We start from the raw sequence: 19959 nt of genomic DNA on the forward strand, positions 1-19959 counted from the left end.
TTTTCTAGGAGAGAAATTGCTCGACGCAACCACTTTTGACGAGCTTCGCATCGGTCTGGCCACCGCCGACGACATCCGTCGTTGGTCGTATGGCGAGGTCAAGAAGCCCGAGACCATCAACTACCGCACGCTCAAGCCCGAGAAGGACGGCCTCTTCGGCGAGCAGATCTTCGGACCTTCCCGCGACTGGGAGTGCGCCTGCGGCAAGTACAAGCGAGTCCGCTTCAAGGGCATCGTCTGCGAGCGCTGCGGTGTCGAGGTCACGAAGTCCTCGGTGCGCCGTGAGCGGATGGGCCACATCGAGCTCGCCGCCCCCGTCACGCACATCTGGTACTTCAAGGGCGTGCCCTCGCGCCTCGGCTACCTGCTCGACATGGCGCCGAAGGACCTCGAGAAGGTCATCTACTTCGCCGCCTACATGGTGATCGACGTCGACGACGAGGGTCGTCACGCCGACATGCCCGGCCTCGAGAACGAGCTCCGGCTCGAGATCAAGACCATCGGCGACCAGCGCGACGCGCGCATCGCCACGCTCATGGCACGCAAGGAGGAGGAGCTCGCCGGTCTCGAGGCCGAGGGCGCCAAGTCCGACCAGAAGAAGCGCGCCGAGGCCGCCGCCGACAAGGAGATGACCGGCGTCCGCAAGAGCGCCGACGAGCAGATCGCGCACCTCGAGCGCGTGTGGGAGGACTTCCGCACCCTCAAGGTCGGCGACCTCAAGCCCGAGGACTCGGTGTTCCACGAGCTCCAGGACCGCTTCGGCATGTACTTCGACGCCTACATGGGCGCCGAGGCCATCAAGAAGCGCCTCGAGGCGTTCGACCTGGCGGCCGAGGCGGAAGACCTCCGCCTGCAGATCGCCGAGGGCAAGGGCCAGAAGAAGATCCGCGCGATCAAGCGACTCCGCGTCGTCAGCTCCTTCCTGCAGACCGGCAACTCGCCGGCCGCGATGGTGCTCGACGTGGTGCCGGTGATCCCGCCGGAGCTTCGCCCGATGGTCCAGCTCGACGGCGGCCGCTTCGCGACCTCCGACCTCAACGACCTCTACCGTCGTGTGATCAACCGCAACAACCGCCTTCGTCGGCTGCTCGACCTCGGGGCCCCCGAGATCATCGTGAACAACGAGAAGCGGATGCTGCAGGAGGCCGTCGACGCGCTGTTCGACAACGGCCGTCGTGGTCGCCCCGTCACGGGCACCGGCAACCGCGCCCTGAAGTCCCTGAGCGACATGCTCAAGGGAAAGCAGGGTCGCTTCCGCCAGAACCTGCTCGGCAAGCGCGTCGACTACTCGGGCCGTTCGGTCATCGTGGTCGGTCCGCAGCTGAAGCTGCACCAGTGCGGTCTGCCCAAGCAGATGGCGCTGGAGCTCTTCAAGCCGTTCGTGATCAAGCGCCTCATCGACCTGAGCCACGCGCAGAACATCAAGGCCGCCAAGCGCATGGTGGAGCGTTCGCGTCCGCAGGTGTGGGATGTGCTCGAGGAGATCATCCGCGAGCGCCCCGTGCTGCTGAACCGCGCGCCCACGCTGCACCGCCTCGGCATCCAGGCCTTCGAGCCCCAGCTCGTGGAGGGCAAGGCCATCCAGCTGCACCCGCTCGTCTGCGCGGCGTTCAACGCCGACTTCGACGGCGACCAGATGGCCGTGCACCTTCCGCTGTCGGTCGAGGCCCAGGCCGAGGCCCGCATCCTGATGCTGGCGTCGAACAACATCCTGAAGCCGTCCGACGGCCGTCCGGTGACCCTGCCCACGCAGGACATGATCATCGGCCTGCACCACCTGACGACCCACAAGCCCGGCGCAGCCGGCGAGGGTCGCGCGTTCTCGTCGATCGCCGAGGCCATCCTCGCGTTCGACCAGAACCGTCCGGGTGACATCGCGCTCGACCTCAACGCCACGGTGAAGATCCGCCTCGAGGGGCTGCACTTCGCCGAGGGCGACGAGCCCGAGGGCTTCGTTTCGGGCAAGCCGTTCCTCATGGAGACCACGCTCGGTCGTGCGCTCTTCAACGAGGCGCTGCCGGTCGACTACCCGTTCTTCAACCAGCAGGCCGGCAAGGGCCAGATCTCGGCGATCGTCAACGACCTCGCCGAGCGCTACCCGAAGACCGAGGTCGCCGCGACCCTCGACCGGATCAAGGACGCCGGCTTCCGCTGGGCGACCCGTTCCGGCGTGACCGTCGCGCTCTCCGACATCCTGACGCCGCCGAACAAGGGCGAGATCGTCTCGAAGTACGAGAAGCAGGCCGCGAAGGTCACGTCGCAGTTCGAGAAGGGTCTGACGACCGACCTCGAGCGTCGCCAGGAGCTCATCCAGATCTGGACGAAGGCCACCGACGAGGTCGCCAAGGCCATGCAGGAGAACTTCCCGACCGACAACACCATCAACCGCATGGTGACGTCGGGTGCTCGTGGTAACTGGCTGCAGGTGCGCAACATCGCCGGCATGCGAGGCCTCGTGAACAACCCGAAGGGTGAGATCATCCCCCGCCCGATCATCTCCTCGTACCGCGAGGGGCTGTCGGTGGCGGAGTACTTCATCGCGACCCACGGTGCCCGAAAGGGTCTGGCCGACACGGCCCTCCGTACGGCCGACTCGGGCTACCTCACGCGTCGTCTGGTCGACGTCTCGCAGGATGTCATCATCCGCGAGGACGACTGCGGCACCGGCCGTGGGCTCGACCTCGCGATCGCGACGACGGATGCCACGGGCGAGCTCGTCCGCGACCCGAACGTCGAGAACGCGGTCTACGCCCGCAGCCTCGCCGCCGACGCGGTGAACGCCAAGGGCGAGGTCGTGGCCGAGGCCGGCGAGGACGTGGGCGACGTGCTCATCGACAAGCTGCTCGGTGCCGGCGTCGAGACCATCAAGGTCCGCTCGGTGCTGACCTGCGAGTCCGCGGTCGGCGTCTGCGCGAAGTGCTACGGCCGTTCGCTCGCGACCGGCAAGCTCGTCGACATCGGCGAGGCCGTCGGCATCATCGCGGCCCAGTCGATCGGCGAGCCCGGCACGCAGCTCACGATGCGTACCTTCCACACCGGTGGTTCGGCCTCGGCCGACGACATCACGCAGGGTCTTCCCCGCGTGCAGGAGCTCTTCGAGGCACGTACCCCCAAGGGTGCGTCGCCCATCGTCGAGGCCCCGGGTCGCATCACGATCGACGAGACCGAGCGTCAGCGCAAGGTCATCCTCACGCCCGACAACGGCGACGAGCCCATCGCGTACAACGTGCTCAAGCGTTCGACGCTGCTCGTGGAGGACGGCCAGCACGTCGAGCTCGGCCAGCAGCTGATCGTCGGCACCGTCGACCCGAAGGAGGTCCTCCGGGTCAAGGGCGTCCGCGAGGTGCAGAAGCACCTCGTCGACGGCGTCCAGGACGTCTACCGTTCGCAGGGCGTGCCGATCCACGACAAGCACATCGAGGTCATCGTGCGGCAGATGCTGCGCAAGGTCACCGTCGTCGACCACGGCGACACCGACCTGCTGCCCGGCGAGCTCGTCGACCGCTCGAAGTACAACGAGATCAACCGCGCCACGCTCACCGAGGGCAAGAAGACGGCGTCGGCTCGCCAGGAGGTCATGGGTATCACCAAGGCCTCGCTCGCGACCGAGTCGTGGCTGTCGGCCGCGTCCTTCCAGGAGACGACCCGCGTGCTCACGCAGGCCGCCATGGAGGGCAAGTCCGACCCGCTGGTCGGCCTGAAGGAGAACGTGATCATCGGAAAGCTGATCCCCGCGGGCACCGGCCTGAACAAGTACCGGAACGTCGCGGTCGAGGCCACCGAGGAGGCGAAGGCGGAGCGGTACCCCAACCGCATCTTCGCCGACGACGCGGCCTTCGCCGAGGGAGACCTCAGCTTCGTCGACTTCGACGCGTTCTCGAGCGACGACTTCACCCCCGGCAACTACAGCTAGTCGCCGATACGACCGAAGGGCTCCGGAGCGATCCGGGGCCCTTCGTCGTACCCGGGGTCGTTCCAGGGCCGGGCGAGCGGATGCCGCGGGCGGGCCGCCCTCGTCTCCCGCGCGCCCGCGCGGCTCCGCGGCCGGCGCGACCGCCGTTGCTACAGTGAGCGCATCGCGGGTGCGACGGCGCCCGGAAGGAGCGCGATCATGAGCAGCACGACTCCCGGATCCGACCCGGAACAGCGGCCCGACCCCGACGCGGTCGACGACCGCGCGGAGGTGTCCGGTCCGGGCGAGACCGACCCGGCGGACACGGCCGCGTACGAGCCCGCCGAACCGCTCACGGAGCCCGCCGCGGCATCCGACACCCCTGAGGCCGACGACACGGCTGAGATGTCGACGCCCGGGGCGGCCGAGGTCCCCGTCGATGCGGACACGACGACCGCCGCGGATGCCGATGCGACCGCCGCCGAGCCCGACTACGTGTACGAGGCGGAGCCCGCCGCGGCCGAGCCCGTCGTGGCGGAGCCCGAGCCCGCGTCGACCAGCCGGCTCGACGAGGCCGTGGAGCGCGCGAACGCGGTGCCCGTGGCATCCGACCCCAACGACGTCGGCGACCGCGACGTGCCCGCGCCCATCGCCGCAGGAGCGGTGCGCCGAGAGACCTACGTGCCGTCCGCGACCGTCGCCACGGGAGCCGCAGGCGCCGCCACCCTCGCCCCCGAGCCCGACCTCGCGCCCGCGGCCGCCGTCGCGGCCCCCGCGCCGCAGACCGTGTACGTGCAGGCCCCCACGCCGCCGAAGGTCCGCAGCAACCGCGGATTCGGCGTGCTCGTGGCCCTGGTCGGCACCGTCGTGTTCGCCCTGCTCTACGCCGGCGTGTCCTACCTGATCCTCCTCGGACGCGGGGACGTCGCCCAGGCGTCGTCGGTGTTCACGCAGTTCCTCCTTCAGCCCGTCTTCTGGGTGCCGGTGCTCGCCTGCTTCGTCGGCTTCGCCGTTCTCGCGCTGATCGTGAACCGCGGCCCGTGGTGGTGCTACGCGGTGTTCAGCCTGCTGGTCGGCGCATTCGTGTACCTCTCCTACATCGGCGCGGCGCTGCTCACGGTGCAGGCGTGGACCTTCACGCTCGACCAGGCGAACGACTTCGTCGCGCAGCGCTGGGTCGACCCGTTCGCGATCGTCGCGGGCATCATCGCCCTCGAGGTGCCGATCTGGTTCGGCGGCTGGATCGCGTCGCGCGGCCGCGCCGTCTCCGAGCGCAACCGCCTCGCGCGCGAGGCGTACGACCGGGAGCTCGCCGCAGGCCCGCAGCCGCAGCGCGCCTAGTCCGCCCGGTACGCTGCTGTGTCGGGGATGGTGACCCCTCCCCATCGACAGTGCAGCCCCGATGGCCTTGGGTGGCTCTGTACCCTGCGCACCCGAGGAGCGATGTGAGCATCACGATGCACGTCGACGACGAGCCGACCCCGGGCATCGGTCCCGACGGACGTCCCGACCCCGCCTACGCGCGTGCGCTCGGTCTCGTGCCGGCGCCCGCGGGCCGGCGTGCGGCCGCGTTCGCGCTCGACGCGACCGCGTGGGTCGTGCTCGCGGTGCCGGCGGTCATCGGGTCCGTCATGCTCGCCGGCCTCGTGGTCGGCCAGACGCAGCTGCCGGATGCCGCGACGCTCGCGCTCCCGGTCGTGCTCCTGGGCGTGGGCGAGCTCCTCCTCCTGGTGTTCGGACTCGTGCAGCTCGTCCTGCATGGCCGTCGGGGCGTGACGCTCGGCAAGGCGAGCCTCGGCATCCGCTCGGTGCGCGTGACCGCGTTCGGCCCCGCCGGCTTCTGGCGCGTGGTGCTGCGGGTGCTCGTGCTGTGGGCGTCGTGGGTCGTGCTGCCGCTCGCCGGCCCGGCCGTCCTCTTCGCCTCGTCGGCGTGGGACCCCGAGTCCCGCGGGCGCAGCTGGCTCGACCGCATCGGCCGCTGCTGGGCCGTCGACATCCGCAACGGGCTCGACCCCTTCGACGCCAAGGCGCTTCGCCATGCCCGCCGCCAGGTCGAGGCCGGCGCGCGCGAGCCCGAGGCGCCCCTGCCCTCACTCGCCTCCGACCGGCCCGTCGGCGACGGACTCTTCATCCCGTCGGCACGGTCGAGCTCGGGCGTCGTGTCCGCATCGCCCTCGGAGGCCGGTGCCTGGGCCCCGCCGCCGCTCGTGCCGGTCGCCGACGCGGCGTCTGCGCCAGGTTCCCCGCGGAGTGCGGTCGTCGCCACCGCATCCGCCACCGCACCCGCGCTGCGCTCGGAGTTCGTGCTCGTCTTCGACGACGGCACCCGGCTGCCCGTCTCCGAGCCCGGGCTCCTCGGTCGGAGCCCGGCCGTCGCGCCGGGGGAGTCGCCCGTGCGACTGGTGCCCCTCGTCGACGAGAGCATGCGCATCTCCAAGACGCACGCGGCCTACGGCGTCGACGACGGCGCCCTCTGGGTGTCCGACCGCTCGTCCAAGAACGGCACGTTCGTGGAGCTGCCCGACGGCACATCCCGCCAGCTGACCCCGGGCATCCGCACCCCGGTGCCGGCTGGCGCCACGGTGGCGCTCGGCGGACGACGATTCACCGTGACCGTGGCATCCGGAGGCACTGCATGAAGCTCAAGCTCGGACTCCGGCGACACAGCGGGTCGCCGGTGGACGTGATGGTCACCGCCGACTCGACCGCCACGGTGCAGGACATCGCGCACGCGATCCTGACGAACGACCCCCAGACGGCACGACTCGGCGGCGCGGCCGGCGTCGGCGTGGTGACGCTCGCGGTCGCGCCGCCGACGTCGACCGAGCCCACGATGCTGGACCCCGAGCTGCCGATCGGGGATGCGCCGATCGGATCCGGATTCAATGCGGCCGTCGTGCCGCACAGCCCCCGTTCCGCTCGTGCGTCGGAGGGCGCGGCGGCCGTCATGCGGGTGCTCGGTGGCCCCGACGCCGGCCGCGAGTTCCCGCTCCGTCGGGGCAACAGCGTCATCGGTCGTGCGGCGGGCGTCGACGTGCTGCTCAACGATCCGCTCGTCTCGAAGCGGCATGCCCGGATCGAAGTGGACCAGACGGTCGAGCTCGTCGACCTCAACTCCGCGAACGGCCTCATCGTCGACGGCGGCCTCGTGCAGCGGGTGCGGGTCTCACCCGGGCAGGTGGTGACGATCGGCGACAGCGAGGTCTCGTTCACGCTCGTCGCGGGCACGGATCACGCACCGGATCCCGTGCTCGAGCGCGGCGGTGCCCTCATGTTCAACCGGTCGCCGCGCGTCGAGGCCCGCTATCCCGGCATGGAGCACAAGCATCCCGTCGTTCCGAGCGAGGCGGAGCCGAGGCTCTTCCCATGGCCCATGATCGTCGCACCCATGATGCTCGGGCTGGCCATGTTCTTCATCACCCGGAATCCGTTCTCGCTGTCGATCGTCGCCATGTCGCCGCTGATGATGTTCGGCAACTTCATCGGCCAGCGCACCCAGCAGGGGAAGAAGCTGCGGCTCGAGGTCGACACCTTCGAGGAGCAGCTGGAAGAGCTGGAGGAGACCCTGGCGCGTGAGACGCTCGTCGAGCGCGAGCGCCGGCATGCCGAGGCACCCGCTGTGGCGACGGTCTACGAGGCGGCCATGCGGCTCGGCCCGCTCCTCTGGACCCGACGACCCGAGCACTGGAACTTCCTCGCCCTGCGGCTGGGGATCGGCGCGGCGAGGAGCCGCAACACCATCCAGGCGTCCAACGAGCAGAAGGGCATCGTGCGATATGCCCGGCAGGTGGATGCGCTGCGCCGACGGCACGAGACCATCGACGAGGTGCCGCTCGTCGAGATGCTGCCGCACGCGGGCGCCATCGGCATCGCCGGCCCCCGCCATCTCGCGGCGGACGTGCTTCGAGGCATCGGCATCCAGATCTTCGGCCTGCACGCGCCGAACGAGCTGATCACCGCCGCCATCGTCGGTCCGGCGTGGGCGAAGGAACTCGAGTGGATGAAGTGGCTCCCGCACACCACGAGCCCTCGCTCGCCCTTCGCCGACCTCGCCCTCGCCGACAGCCAGTCGGCCGGGACCGCGCTGCTCAACGGCCTCGAGGAGGCCATCCTCGGGCAACTGTCGGGAACGCCGAGTCGGCGCGGACCCCTCAGCGAGGAGGCGACCACGATGGCGCTCGGGGCCAGGGTCGGCGAAGGCAACGGGAGTGGGAGCGAGCTCGAGGGCGATCTCGCACTGGTGCTCATCGCCTCGAACGATGCACCCGTCGACCGGCCGCGCCTCACCCAGGTCATCGAACGCGGCGCCGACGCGGGCATCTTCACCGTGTTCCTCGCCCCGACCGTCGAGTCGCTCCCGGCCGCGTGCCGCACCTACATCGATGCCACCGAGGGCTTGGACCGAGCTCGGGTGGGCTTCGTCCGGGCCGGCGAGGAGCACGAGGGCATCGTCGTGGAAGGCGTCTCCAACGAATACGCCGAGGTGTTCGCGAAGCGGCTGGCGCCCGTCGTCGACTCGAGTTCGGTCACCGCCGACTCGAGCGACCTGCCCCCCAGCGTGTCGCTGCTGAAGCTCCTCGGCCCCGACCTGGCTGCGCAGCCCACCGCGGCGATCGAGCGCTGGCGGCAGAACAACTCGATCCTCGATCGGTCACGCGGTCCTCGTCCACGCCTGAAGCGGGCCGGCACGCTGAAGGCGTTCGTCGGGCAGGGGAGCCCCGACGCGATGTCGCTCGACCTCCGCACGCAGGGTCCGCACGCCCTGGTCGGCGGAACGACCGGCTCCGGCAAGTCGGAGTTCCTCCAGGCCTGGGTGCTCGGCATGGCCGCCGAGTACAGCCCCGATCGCGTGACCTTCCTCTTCGTCGACTACAAGGGCGGATCGGCGTTCGCCGACTGCGTGGAGCTGCCGCACTGCGTGGGGCTCGTGACCGACCTGAGTCCCCATCTCGTGCGCCGTGCACTCACGAGCCTGCGCGCCGAGCTGCACCACCGCGAGCACCTGTTCAATCGCAAGAAGGCGAAGGACCTCCTCGAGCTCGAGAAGCGGCAGGATCCCGAGACGCCGCCGGCCCTGGTCCTCGTCATCGACGAGTTCGCCGCCCTTGCGGGCGAGGTCCCCGAGTTCGTGGACGGCGTCGTCGACATCGCCCAGCGCGGACGGTCGCTCGGCATCCACCTGATCATGGCGACGCAGCGGCCGGCGGGCGTGATCAAGGACAACCTGCGTGCGAACACGAACCTGCGGGTGGCGCTGCGGATGGCCGATGTCTCCGATTCCAACGATGTCGTGGGCGACCCCGTCGCCGGCACCTTCGATCCGTCCATCCCCGGCCGCGGTATCGCCAAGACCGGCCCTGGGCGGCTCGTCCCGTTCCAGTCGGGCTACGCCGGCGGCTGGACGAGCGATGCGCCCGCAGTGGCCCAGGCGAAGGTGGCCGAACTTCGCTTCGGCTCGACGCAGGTCTGGGAGTCGGCCACCGACGACGAGCCCGACACCCACGAGGGCGACCTCGGACCGAACGACCAGCGGCGCATCGTCGCGAATCTCGTCGCGGCCGCATCCGCCGCGGGCGTCCCCTTGCCGCGCCGGCCATGGCTCGACGACCTGAAGACGACGGTCGACCTGCGCGAACTGCCACTCGACGGTGACGGCCGCATCCCGCTCGGGCTCGCCGACATCCCCGAGCGGCAGGCGCAGGAGCCGGTGTTCTTCGAGCCCGACACCGACGGCCATCTCCTGGTCTACGGCACGAGCGGCGCCGGAAAGACCGCCGCCCTCCGCACGATCGCGACGGCGGTGGGCGCGGCGCCCGAGGCTGGCACCGCGACGGTCTACGGGCTCGACTTCGGCACGGGTTCGCTTCGCTCGATCGAGGCGCTCCCGCACGTGGGATCCGTGGTCTCCGGCGACGACGTCGAACGGGTGCAGCGGATGCTTCGCACGATCCGGGGCATGCTCGACGACCGTGCGAAGCGATTCTCGGCCGTGAACGCGGGAAGCCTCAGCGAGTACCGAGAACTGGCAGTCCGGCCGCGAGAGCCCCGGATCCTCCTGCTCATCGACGGATTCGGGACGTTCAAGCAGGAGTGGGAGAGCACGGCGGCGCGCTCCGCGTTCTACAACATCTTCATGCGGGTGCTGGGCGAGGGCCGTCCCCTCGGCATCCACGCCGTCGTGAGCGCCGACCGGTACGGCGCCGTGCCCACCGCCGTCAGCGCCAACGTCAGCCGCCGCATCGTCCTGCGAATGTCCGATGAGGGCGCCTATTCGATCCTCGGCGCGCCGAAGGACGTGCTCAACGAGCGGAGCGCTCCCGGGCGCGCGATCGTCGACGGGTTCGAGACCCAGCTCGCCGTCATGGGCGGAACGGCCAACGTCGCCCAGCAGACCACCGCGCTCCAGGCGTTCGGTGCCGAGCTCCGCGCGCGCGGCGCCGTCGAGGCCGGGGAGATCGGCGCCCTGCCGACCGAGTTGGACATCACCGCCCTCCCCGATGCAGTCGACGGCCAGCCCGTCCTCGGCGTCTCGGAGGACATCCTCGGCCCGCGAGGTTTCGAGCCCGTGGGCACCTTCGTCGTCACGGGGCCGCCGCGAAGCGGGAAGTCGACGGCCTTGCGGGCGCTGGCCACCTCCATGGCGCGGTTCGATCCCGACGCGAAGTTCTTCCACTTCGGTGGTCGACGGGCGGTGCTCCGGGACTTCCGTCCGTGGGTCCGGTCCGCGGGAAGCGTCGAGGACGCCCGGGCACTCGCCAAGGAGCTCACGGGCATCGTCGGCGACGAGACCGTTCCCGGCCGGATCGTGATCGTGATCGAGAACGTCACGGAGTTCGCGGACTCCGACGCCGAGCGTCCGCTCAAGGAGCTCTTCCAGGCGATCAACCGGAGCGACCACTTCCTCATGGGCGACGGAGACGTGAGCCAGCTCGGGTCCGGATACGGCTTCATCGGGGACTTCAAGGGAGGCCGCCGCGGCATCGTGCTGAAGCCCGACACGTACGACGGCGATGCGGTCTTCAAGGTTCCGTTCCCGCGCGTGCAGCGCCACGAGTTCCCCGAGGGCCGCGGACTGTTCGTGGAGAACGGACGCGCCCTGACCGTGCAGCTGCCGTTCGTCGCCGCCGACTGACACCACGGCCGGCGCGCGACCGGGGGTGGGGACCGCTCCCCATTGAGTACCGGCTTGACCCCCCAATACGGTGGAACCCGGATGGTCCGCAGGGGGCCGAAATCAGAAGAGAAAGGCCGATAATGGCTGACTTCAAGGCGACGTACTCCGAGATGGAAGCGATGGCGGGCAAGCTCGAACAGGGCCGCGAGGACATCGCCGACATCCTCCGCCAGCTCAAGCAGGGCGTCGACACGCTGCTCGGCGACGACTTCAAGACCGAGCACGCCTCGGGCAAGTTCGGCGAGGGCTACACCGAGCTCACGACCGGACTCGAGTCGGCGATCGACGGCATCCGCGACATGGGCGACTCGCTGCGCAAGATGCAGCAGGCGATCAAGGACACCGACGCCGCGCTCGCCGGGCAGTAGCACCCGCGCTCAGGGGAGGGCGTTCGCCCTCCCCTGAGGCGTGGCACTCCCAGCACACCACCTTCTCGTCGAACAGGACATGGCAATGGCCGATGTGTACATCAAGGTCGATCACCTGAACCGGCTGAACGGCTCGCTCAAGCAGATCCTCGTGGAGTTCGCGGATGCCGCGAAGCGCACCGATGCCCTCCAGGACATGATCGGCCGTCCCGACGGACGCAGCAGCCTCCGCGATCGGACCCACGAGTTCGAGGGTGGCTGGGACGACCGTCGCAACGCGCTGATCCAGAAGCTCACCGGCATCCAGACCGCAGTGGAGAGCACGTGCACCGGATGGCAGGACTTCGACCTCGAGGCGGCGGACAGCCTCAAACTGCAGGAGAACGACGGCGCGAACCTGCCGACGCGATGACGGGGAGTGGAAGATGAGTGAACTGCGGACGCACCGCGGTCATCGGGTCGAGGTGCTCGAGGGCAACGCACAGGGGGTCATCGATCGAGGCAAGGAGATCGAGGACCTCGGGGAGCAGATGATCGGCGCGGCCGACGTCCTGCGCGAGATCGGCGACGGCGCCAGCGAAGAGCGAGGCCGTTCGATCGAGAAGATCCGCGACGAGGTGGGTGACGCGCACGCCGAGCTCCGCAAGGCCGGCGAACGCTACAAGCCGACCGGCACGGTCATGAAGACCTACGGGTCCAAGCTGGCCGATGTGCAGGCGGCCATGCGCACGATCGTGACCGACGCGCTCGACGCGAAGTCCACGCTCGACAGCAAGCGGCACGCGGCAGCGACCGCGGCGCAGACCGCGTCGAACGCGCCCGATCCCGACCCGACCGATCCCACGGCACTCGAGCGTCAGCGTCGGCTCGATGAGGCGGCGACCGACTCCCAGGGTGCGGTGCACAGCGCGGAGGCCGACCTCGACGCGCAGTTCGCCCTGTTCGACTCGCAGTGGGACACCTGGGACGAGGCGTACGAGACGGCGCTGCGTGGCATCACGGATGCGACGGAGGGCAATGTCAGCGACGACTGGACCGACAACCTGGCGGGCGTGGTCGAGGTCGTGCTCGAGGTGCTCACCTGGGTCGGCGTGGCACTGGCGATCGCGGCCATCATCATCGGCGGACCGTTCATCGCCGTCATCGCGGCCATCGTCGGCGTCATCGCGCTCATCGGCACGCTGTTCCTCTACGCCAAGGGCCGCAAGGGCCTCGGCGACGTCGCATGGGCCGTGGTCGGGGTGCTGCCGTTCGGCAAGCTCGGCAAGCTCTTCCAGTCGGGCAAGCGGCTGACGGCGATCAAGGAGTTCCTCGGCGGTCCCTACCTCGAGATCGCCACGCCGCTCCGGCGCATCACGGCGCTGCGCGGGCTGACCAATCCGGCCAGTCTCCGGGCGGGCGGCAACCTCGGAAGCCGCGCCGCCTCGGGCCTGGCATCGCGGCTCGGCCGCGATTTCTCGGTCTTCCAAGGCGCAGGTCCGAAGAACATCCTCAATCGCATCATCGGCGGGTCCAGCCGGGGGTACTCCCTCTCGATCGCGCAGAACTTCGCCAACCTCTCCGCGCACCACCAGCGCGTGATCACCCCGCACCTCGGAGCTCTCGCCGACGTCATCAGCGGCGGCGCGAAGCCCGTGGCGTTGAGCGAGGGCATCGCGAACTCGCTCGAGTTCGGGGTCAAGCGCGGCCGCATGGTGCTCGGCCGGGTCAACGAGATCAGCTCGTGGGGGGACCCCCAGCCGGTCGACACCTGGCGCGCCCAACTCGCGTGACGGCACGACCGACCTCGATAAGGTGTTCACGATGCCGCTGACCGAAACGCCCGCCGTTCCCCCGTTCCGCCTCATGCTGCCGGCCGGGTGGGAGGAGCTGCCCGCCGACCGCGCGAGCATCGGCTTGCTCATCGAACGTTCGAGCGCCGTCTTCGCGTCGCAGCACCGTCCCGACCTCGATGTCGAGTTCCGGCGGATGCTCGAGACGGCGTATCGCAAGATGCAGCAGGGTCGGGTGTTCGCCCTCTACCTGCAGACGTCGGTGCCGGCCGAGCGGATCCTGCCGATCTCCATGACCGCTGCGGTCGCCGACGGCCAGCTCGGTGGAACGCTCGACCGCCAGGTGACGGCCCTGTTCAAGGAACGCGGCGCGGAATTCCTCACCGATGACCGCACGATCGTCCGCTGGCAGGCGGATGCCTCGAGCGGTGGTGACCTCGCCGGTACCAGGGCCCGCGTCATCAACTACCTCGTGCCGGTGCCGGGGACCGGGCGCCGTTCGGCGGTGGCCTTCACCACGACGATCCCGTACCCCACCGAGGAGGACGACGGGTTCCGCGACGAGTTCGTCGATGAGCTGTGCCTGCTGAGCGACACGATCGTGAGCACCTTCGCGTGGGAGCCCGCCGCGTGAAGTACGAGATCGAATACGACGCGGCCGTCTGGTTCCCCGCGCCGGCCTCATTCCCGTGGGGCCCGTGGGCCGACGAATCGGCGTGGACGGAGGCGCTCGTCGAGGCCTACGAGACCGACCTCGGCGACCTGACGGCCGACGCGCGGGCTGCGATCCGCGAGTTCGCGGCGCTCGCCCGGGCGCAGCGCACCGAACTGGCCACGGAATGCCTGCTGTTCTGCCCGCGCGGGGTGCCGGCGCTGGGCGTCGCGAACATCTTCGTGGGCGAGCACGACGACGACCTGGTCGACCTCGAGCACGAAGCGGGCGACGACGAGCGTGCCCAACTGCCGCCGACCATCATCGACTTCCCGACGGAGCACCTCGGCGTCGGGCGCCGTGCCGCCATCGTGCTCCCCTCGAGTGACCCCGAGATCGCCGCCGGCCGGCTCAACTACGTCTTCGACACCGCAGGCGTCGCCGTGGCGGTGAGCGGCACGGCCGACAGCGCCCGGGACGCGGGGTTCATGGCGCCGTTCCTCGACGAGCTGGTCCGCGGCATCCGCCTCGAGGCGGCATGAGCACACGCGGTCCCGAGTCGGGCACCGCCGGCCCCGACCAGTCGGCCGTCGCCTCGGCAGCGGCACTGGCCGTGGCCGCACGCTACGAACGCACGTTGAGCGACGGACTCGCCGTGGTGGTGCGTCCGATCGAGGATGCAGCGCTCGGTGCCCTCGATCGGAGGGTGATGCAGGTGATCCAGGCCATCGACCGCCGCTACGACCGCCGTCTCCGCGAGCTCCGGCTGGAACTCGCACGGGCCGAGGACGCCGACGCGCCGGAGTATCCGGGTGGCGCGAGCCGAGAGCTGCTCGACGGACTCGGCTTCCTGCTCGCCATCGTCGGCGCGGGCATCATGTTCACCGGCCGGTCGGGGAGCCTGCCGATGGCCGCGGCCGCCTGGAGCGCAGTGCTGCTCATCGGGGCGGGCGTCGTGCTGCACGCGATCAGTGCCGTCGTCACACGACACGGTCACGCGAGCCGCTCGGCTCCCGGGTATCTCGCCTTCACGGTGGTGGCGGCCTTCGGTTCCGCGACCGTCCTCGCGAACTGGCCCGATGCCGCGGCTGACCCCACGACCGCCGCAGTCATCGCCGCGCTCTTCGTGCTCGGCGCTGCTGCCGTCGTGCTGCTGGTCGTCGCGTCGGCGCGGGCCTGGAATCTCGCCCGCCGCATCCGCGACTTCGATCGCTCGATCGCAGCCCTGCGCGTCCCGTTCGAGGCCGAGGCGGCCGAGCTCGGGGCCGCCGCAGCCGCCGAGGCCGCCGAGGTGCTCGAGGCGATGGAGGGCCCACGGCGTCTCGCCCTCGTCGCCGCGCGACGTGCCGGGATCGAGGCGATCGTCGCACGCGGGGCCCTCACGCCGGCCACGGTGTCCCGGGTCCGGTCCGCGCCGCCGTTCGCGCTCCGTTACGCCGAAGACGTCTGACGCGTCCGGCGTAGGCTCGAAGGGTGGAGGACGACACCGCGAGCCGCAACGCGTGGGTCGTCGCCGCGTTCGCGGCGGCGCTCGACCTCGCCGCGGTGGTGTGCGCCTACGGGTTCGTCAGCCTGCTCACCGACGCCGAGGTGATCACCAGCCCCGAGGCCGGCCGATTCGTCGGGCCGGCCGCGGTCGGGGCATCCGTCGCCGCGGTGCTGCTCACGCTCGCGCGCACCCTGCGCCATCCCGAGCGGCAGTGGTCGAACATCGCCTGGCCCGCACTGTGGAGCTGGCTGGCCGCGGTGGTCGTCGCCGGGCTCGGCTACGCGTTCGCGACCGGCACGATCGTGGCGGCGCTCCTGTTCGGCCTGGGCTTCGGCATCGGCTGGTTCGGGCTGCTCATCCCCGTGCTCGCCGCGATCATCGGCTCCCTCGCGGCGCTCGTCGCGCGCGGGCGCGACAGCGGCATGGAGCGCCCCCGCTGGCCGTGGGAGCGCGACGACGAGGGCTGACGGATGCCGCGTGCGGCGCGCCAGTCGCGACGCGGAACGACGCCGCGCCACGCCCGGGCAGTATCGTGAACGCGTGGAGGGATCGATCGAGGCGCGCGTCAGCCACGAGGTCGACCGGTGGCTGGCGTGGCTGCCCCGGTGGCGTCCGGGCACGCATCGCGCCCGCGTCCGGCTCTGCACCCGCTGCTTCGGCTCGCCCATCCTCGCCGCGGCCGGCCTCGACGTCGACGTGCCGCATCCGGTTCAGCACGCGTTCTCGATGCGCATGAAGGCCATCATCGACGCCGCGGTCGACGACTACACCGCCCGCAACCTGCCGATGCTGCACCGCGAGATCCGCCTCGCCGAGGAGCGCAAGGCCCGCCGCCCGTACCGGGCGGGCGAGGGGCTCGACCCCGAGTTCCTCGGCCTCGACCTCGACCCCGAGCCGGTGCCCGACCAGCCGTTCCTGTTCACCCTCACGGGGCTCGAGGCCGACACTGCCGCCGAGGCGAACGAGCCCGCGCCGCGGCCGTTCACGATGGAGGAGAAGGAGGCGCTCCGCGAGGAGGTGCGCCTCGCCGACGAGTTCGCGAAGCAGCTCGGGCGGCGCATCTGCGTGGAGCTCGCACAGCACCGGGAGCGCATCGCCGCCGCGGTCGTCGCCTACGTGGAGCCGCAGGTCGAGGAGCTGCTCGCCGATCTCGACCGCGAGCTCGACGCGCCCGGATGGCCGTCCTGAGCCGCTCGGGGCATTCCGCCTTCGGAGAACATGCGGCCTGCGGCATCCGCCCCATTTGACCGCAAGGTTACGCGGCATTACCATTGACCGGGTGTGCGCGTTGACGCGCGCTTGAATCGTGCCTGCCGATCGACCAGCAATGGTCGTGGCGGTGCACCTCCGGTTCTCGGCAGAACGCACACTCCAAGGGCGCCTCGACGGTCGCCCCCACGGCATACCCACCACTCCAAGGCGCTGCGGTTCCGCGGTGCCGGTGGGTCGTGATGTGAAATCCATCAACGCTGTCACCGTGCAGCATCAACAAGGAGAAGCAGTGCCAACCATTCAGCAGTTGGTCCGCAAGGGTCGCTCGCCGAAGGTCACCAAGACCAAGGCTCCCGCCCTGAAGGCCAACCCCCAGCAGCGCGGCGTGTGCACGCGTGTGTACACCACCACCCCGAAGAAGCCGAACTCCGCGCTCCGCAAGGTCGCTCGTGTGAAGCTCTCGAACGGCACCGAGGTCACGGCCTACATCCCCGGTGAGGGCCACAACCTGCAGGAGCACTCGATGGTGCTCGTGCGCGGCGGTCGTGTGAAGGACCTCCCCGGCGTGCGCTACAAGATCATCCGCGGCGCGCTCGACACGCAGGCCGTCAAGAACCGCAAGCAGGCTCGTAGCCGCTACGGCGCGAAGATGGAGAAGAAGTAATGCCTCGCAAGGGACCCGCTCCGAAGCGCCCCGTCGTCGCCGACCCCGTCTACGGCTCGCCGGTCGTCAGCCAGCTCGTCAACAAGATCCTCGTCGACGGCAAGAAGGACCTCGCGCAGCGCATCGTCTACGAGGCGCTCGAGAACGTCGCGACCAAGTCCGGCCAGGACGCCGTCGCCACCCTCAAGAAGGCGCTCGACAACGTGCGTCCGACCCTCGAGGTGCGTTCGCGCCGCGTCGGCGGTTCGACATACCAGGTCCCCGTCGAGGTCAAGCCGCACCGCGCCAACACCCTCGCCCTGCGCTGGCTCACGAGCTACGCGAAGGCCCGTCGCGAGAAGACGATGACCGAGCGTCTCACCAACGAGATCCTCGACGCGTCGAACGGCCTGGGTGCCGCGGTCAAGCGCCGCGAGGACACCCACAAGATGGCCGAGTCGAACCGCGCCTTCGCCCACTACCGCTGGTAGTCGGCCGAGCGGATGCCGCAGGCCGCGGCTCGCGGCATCCGCTCACCCTCATCTGCCCTTCCTGAACCATCCGGAGGAACCCCCGTGGCACAAGACGTGCTCACCGACCTGAGCAAGGTCCGCAACATCGGCATCATGGCGCACATCGATGCCGGCAAGACCACCACCACCGAGCGCATCCTGTTCTACACGGGCGTGAACCACAAGATCGGCGAGACCCACGACGGCGCTTCGACGACCGACTGGATGGAGCAGGAGAAGGAGCGCGGCATCACGATCACGTCTGCCGCCGTGACCTGCTTCTGGAACAAGAACCAGATCAACATCATCGACACCCCCGGTCACGTCGACTTCACGGTCGAGGTCGAGCGCTCGCTCCGCGTGCTCGACGGCGCGGTCGCCGTCTTCGACGGCAAGGAGGGCGTCGAGCCCCAGTCCGAGACCGTCTGGCGCCAGGCCGACAAGTACAACGTGCCCCGCATCTGCTTCGTCAACAAGATGGACAAGCTCGGCGCGGACTTCTACTTCACGGTCGACACGATCGTCAAGCGCCTCGGCGCGAAGCCGCTGGTGCTCCAGCTGCCGATCGGCTCCGAGAGCGACTTCGTCGGCGTCGTCGACCTCATCGAGATGCGGGCCCTGGTGTGGCCCGGCGACGCCAAGGGCGACGTGACGATGGGTGCCAAGTACGAGGTGCAGGAGATCCCCGCCGACCTCAAGGAGAAGGCGGAGGAGTACCGTCACACCCTCCTCGAGACCGTCGCCGAGACCGACGACGCGCTGCTCGAGAAGTACTTCGGCGGCGAGGAGCTCACGATCGACGAGATCAAGGGCGCCATCCGCAAGCTGACCGTCAACTCCGAGATCTACCCCGTGCTCTGCGGCTCCGCGTTCAAGAACCGCGGCGTGCAGCCGATGCTCGACGCGGTCATCGACTTCCTGCCGTCGCCGCTCGACGTGCCGGCCGTCGAGGGTCGCAACCCCCGCAACGAGGACGAGATCATCGAGCGTCACCCCGACGCCAACGACCCCTTCGCCGCGCTCGCGTTCAAGGTCGCGGTGCACCCGTTCTTCGGTCGCCTCACCTACATCCGCGTGTACTCGGGTCACCTCGACTCCGGCGGCCAGGTCATCAACTCGACCAAGGGCAAGAAGGAGCGCATCGGGAAGATCTTCCAGATGCACGCCAACAAGGAGAACCCGGTCGACTCGGTCACCGCGGGCAACATCTACGCGGTCATCGGCCTCAAGGACACGACGACCGGCGACACGCTGTGCGACCCCGACAACCAGGTCGTGCTCGAGTCGATGACGTTCCCGAACCCCGTGATCGAGGTCGCCATCGAGCCGAAGACCAAGGCCGACCAGGAGAAGCTCGGCACGGCCATCCAGAAGCTCGCCGAAGAGGACCCCACCTTCCGCACCGAGCTCAACCCCGAGACCGGCCAGACCGTCATCAAGGGCATGGGCGAGCTGCACCTCGACATCCTCGTCGACCGCATGAAGCGGGAGTTCAAGGTCGAGGCGAACGTCGGCAAGCCCCAGGTGGCCTACCGCGAGACGATCAAGCGCGCGGTCGAGAAGCACGACTACACCCACAAGAAGCAGACGGGTGGTTCGGGCCAGTTCGCGAAGATCCAGTTCGCGCTCGAGCCCCTCGAGATCACGGCCGACAAGTCGTACGAGTTCGAGAACAAGGTCACTGGTGGCCGCGTTCCGCGCGAGTACATCCCCTCGGTCGACGCCGGCTTCCAGGACGCCATGCAGTACGGCATCCTGGCCGGCTACCCGATGGTCGGCGTCAAGGGCATCCTGCTCGATGGCGCAGCCCACGACGTCGACTCCTCGGAGATGGCGTTCAAGATCGCCGGCTCGATGGGCTTCAAGGAAGCCGCTCGGAAGGCGAACCCGGTTCTGCTCGAGCCGCTCATGTCCGTCGAGGTCCGCACCCCTGAGGAATACATGGGTGATGTCATCGGCGACCTGAACTCGCGTCGCGGTCAGATCCAGTCGATGGAGGATGCCGCCGGCGTGAAGGTCGTGCGTGCGCACGTCCCGCTCTCGGAGATGTTCGGCTACATCGGCGACCTGCGGTCGAAGACCTCGGGCCGCGCGGTGTACTCGATGGAGTTCGAGAGCTACGCGGAGGTCCCGAAGGCTGTGGCCGACGAGATCGTCCAGAAGAACAAGGGCGAATAGCTCCTTCGCAGGAGTTCGGGCCCTGCCCGCACGACCCAGCCGGGTCGCGTAACATAACAACACAACC

Annotated in this window: 15 protein-coding genes; all 15 read left to right on the forward strand. The window is 69.6% G+C overall.

Annotated elements, in window-relative coordinates; all coding sequences use genetic code 11:
* Window positions 1–16 precede the first annotated feature (16 nt).
* Entirely contained in the window at window positions 17–3913 is a 3897-nt protein-coding gene (rpoC, locus tag AC1DZA_RS02630; protein ID WP_476771594.1) for a DNA-directed RNA polymerase subunit beta', read from the forward strand.
* A gap of 198 nt (window positions 3914–4111) precedes the next feature.
* A complete protein-coding gene (locus tag AC1DZA_RS02635) occupies window positions 4112–5233 on the forward strand; it encodes a hypothetical protein (RefSeq protein WP_476761864.1) in 1122 nt (373 codons plus the stop codon).
* 104 nt (window positions 5234–5337) lie between these two features.
* Window positions 5338–6531 (forward strand): RDD family protein, encoded by a 1194-nt coding sequence (locus AC1DZA_RS02640; protein WP_476771595.1) that lies wholly within the window; start codon window positions 5338–5340, stop codon window positions 6529–6531.
* Window positions 6528–11024 (forward strand): FtsK/SpoIIIE domain-containing protein, encoded by a 4497-nt coding sequence (locus AC1DZA_RS02645; protein ID WP_476771596.1) that lies wholly within the window; start codon window positions 6528–6530, stop codon window positions 11022–11024. Before AC1DZA_RS02640 ends, AC1DZA_RS02645 begins: the two co-directional genes overlap by 4 nt.
* Window positions 11025–11146: 122 nt before the next feature.
* On the forward strand, window positions 11147–11434 hold the full coding sequence (locus tag AC1DZA_RS02650) for a WXG100 family type VII secretion target (RefSeq protein ID WP_159603581.1): 288 nt from the start codon (window positions 11147–11149) through the stop codon (window positions 11432–11434).
* An 85-nt stretch (window positions 11435–11519) separates the two neighbouring features.
* Entirely contained in the window at window positions 11520–11846 is a 327-nt protein-coding gene (locus tag AC1DZA_RS02655; protein WP_476771597.1) for a hypothetical protein, read from the forward strand.
* 13 nt (window positions 11847–11859) lie between these two features.
* Window positions 11860–13206 (forward strand): hypothetical protein, encoded by a 1347-nt coding sequence (locus AC1DZA_RS02660; RefSeq protein ID WP_476761868.1) that lies wholly within the window; start codon window positions 11860–11862, stop codon window positions 13204–13206.
* 31 nt (window positions 13207–13237) lie between these two features.
* Entirely contained in the window at window positions 13238–13840 is a 603-nt protein-coding gene (locus AC1DZA_RS02665) for a hypothetical protein (protein WP_476761869.1), read from the forward strand.
* Window positions 13837–14400 (forward strand): hypothetical protein, encoded by a 564-nt coding sequence (locus AC1DZA_RS02670; RefSeq protein WP_476771598.1) that lies wholly within the window; start codon window positions 13837–13839, stop codon window positions 14398–14400. The genes AC1DZA_RS02665 and AC1DZA_RS02670 overlap by 4 nt, the downstream gene beginning before the upstream one ends.
* The gene (locus tag AC1DZA_RS02675; RefSeq protein ID WP_476771599.1) at window positions 14397–15308 is read left to right on the forward strand and encodes a hypothetical protein; all 912 of its coding nucleotides are present in this window, start codon (window positions 14397–14399) and stop codon (window positions 15306–15308) included. Before AC1DZA_RS02670 ends, AC1DZA_RS02675 begins: the two co-directional genes overlap by 4 nt.
* 23 nt (window positions 15309–15331) lie before the next feature.
* Window positions 15332–15814: a DUF6121 family protein gene (locus AC1DZA_RS02680; RefSeq protein ID WP_476761872.1), complete on the forward strand. Its 483-nt coding sequence runs from the start codon at window positions 15332–15334 to the stop codon at window positions 15812–15814.
* A gap of 73 nt (window positions 15815–15887) precedes the next feature.
* Window positions 15888–16535, forward strand: coding sequence for a spermidine/putrescine ABC transporter substrate-binding protein (locus AC1DZA_RS02685; protein ID WP_476771600.1), 648 nt, complete (start codon window positions 15888–15890; stop codon window positions 16533–16535).
* A 313-nt stretch (window positions 16536–16848) separates the two neighbouring features.
* Window positions 16849–17223 (forward strand): 30S ribosomal protein S12, encoded by a 375-nt coding sequence (gene rpsL, locus AC1DZA_RS02690; RefSeq protein WP_022889720.1) that lies wholly within the window; start codon window positions 16849–16851, stop codon window positions 17221–17223.
* Entirely contained in the window at window positions 17223–17693 is a 471-nt protein-coding gene (gene rpsG / locus AC1DZA_RS02695) for a 30S ribosomal protein S7 (RefSeq protein WP_159600517.1), read from the forward strand. The genes rpsL and rpsG overlap by 1 nt, the downstream gene beginning before the upstream one ends.
* Window positions 17694–17777: 84 nt before the next feature.
* Window positions 17778–19892 (forward strand): elongation factor G, encoded by a 2115-nt coding sequence (gene fusA, locus AC1DZA_RS02700; protein WP_309977291.1) that lies wholly within the window; start codon window positions 17778–17780, stop codon window positions 19890–19892.
* Window positions 19893–19959 lie beyond the last annotated feature (67 nt).

Source organism: Agromyces sp. P2_B3, assembly GCF_056404815.1.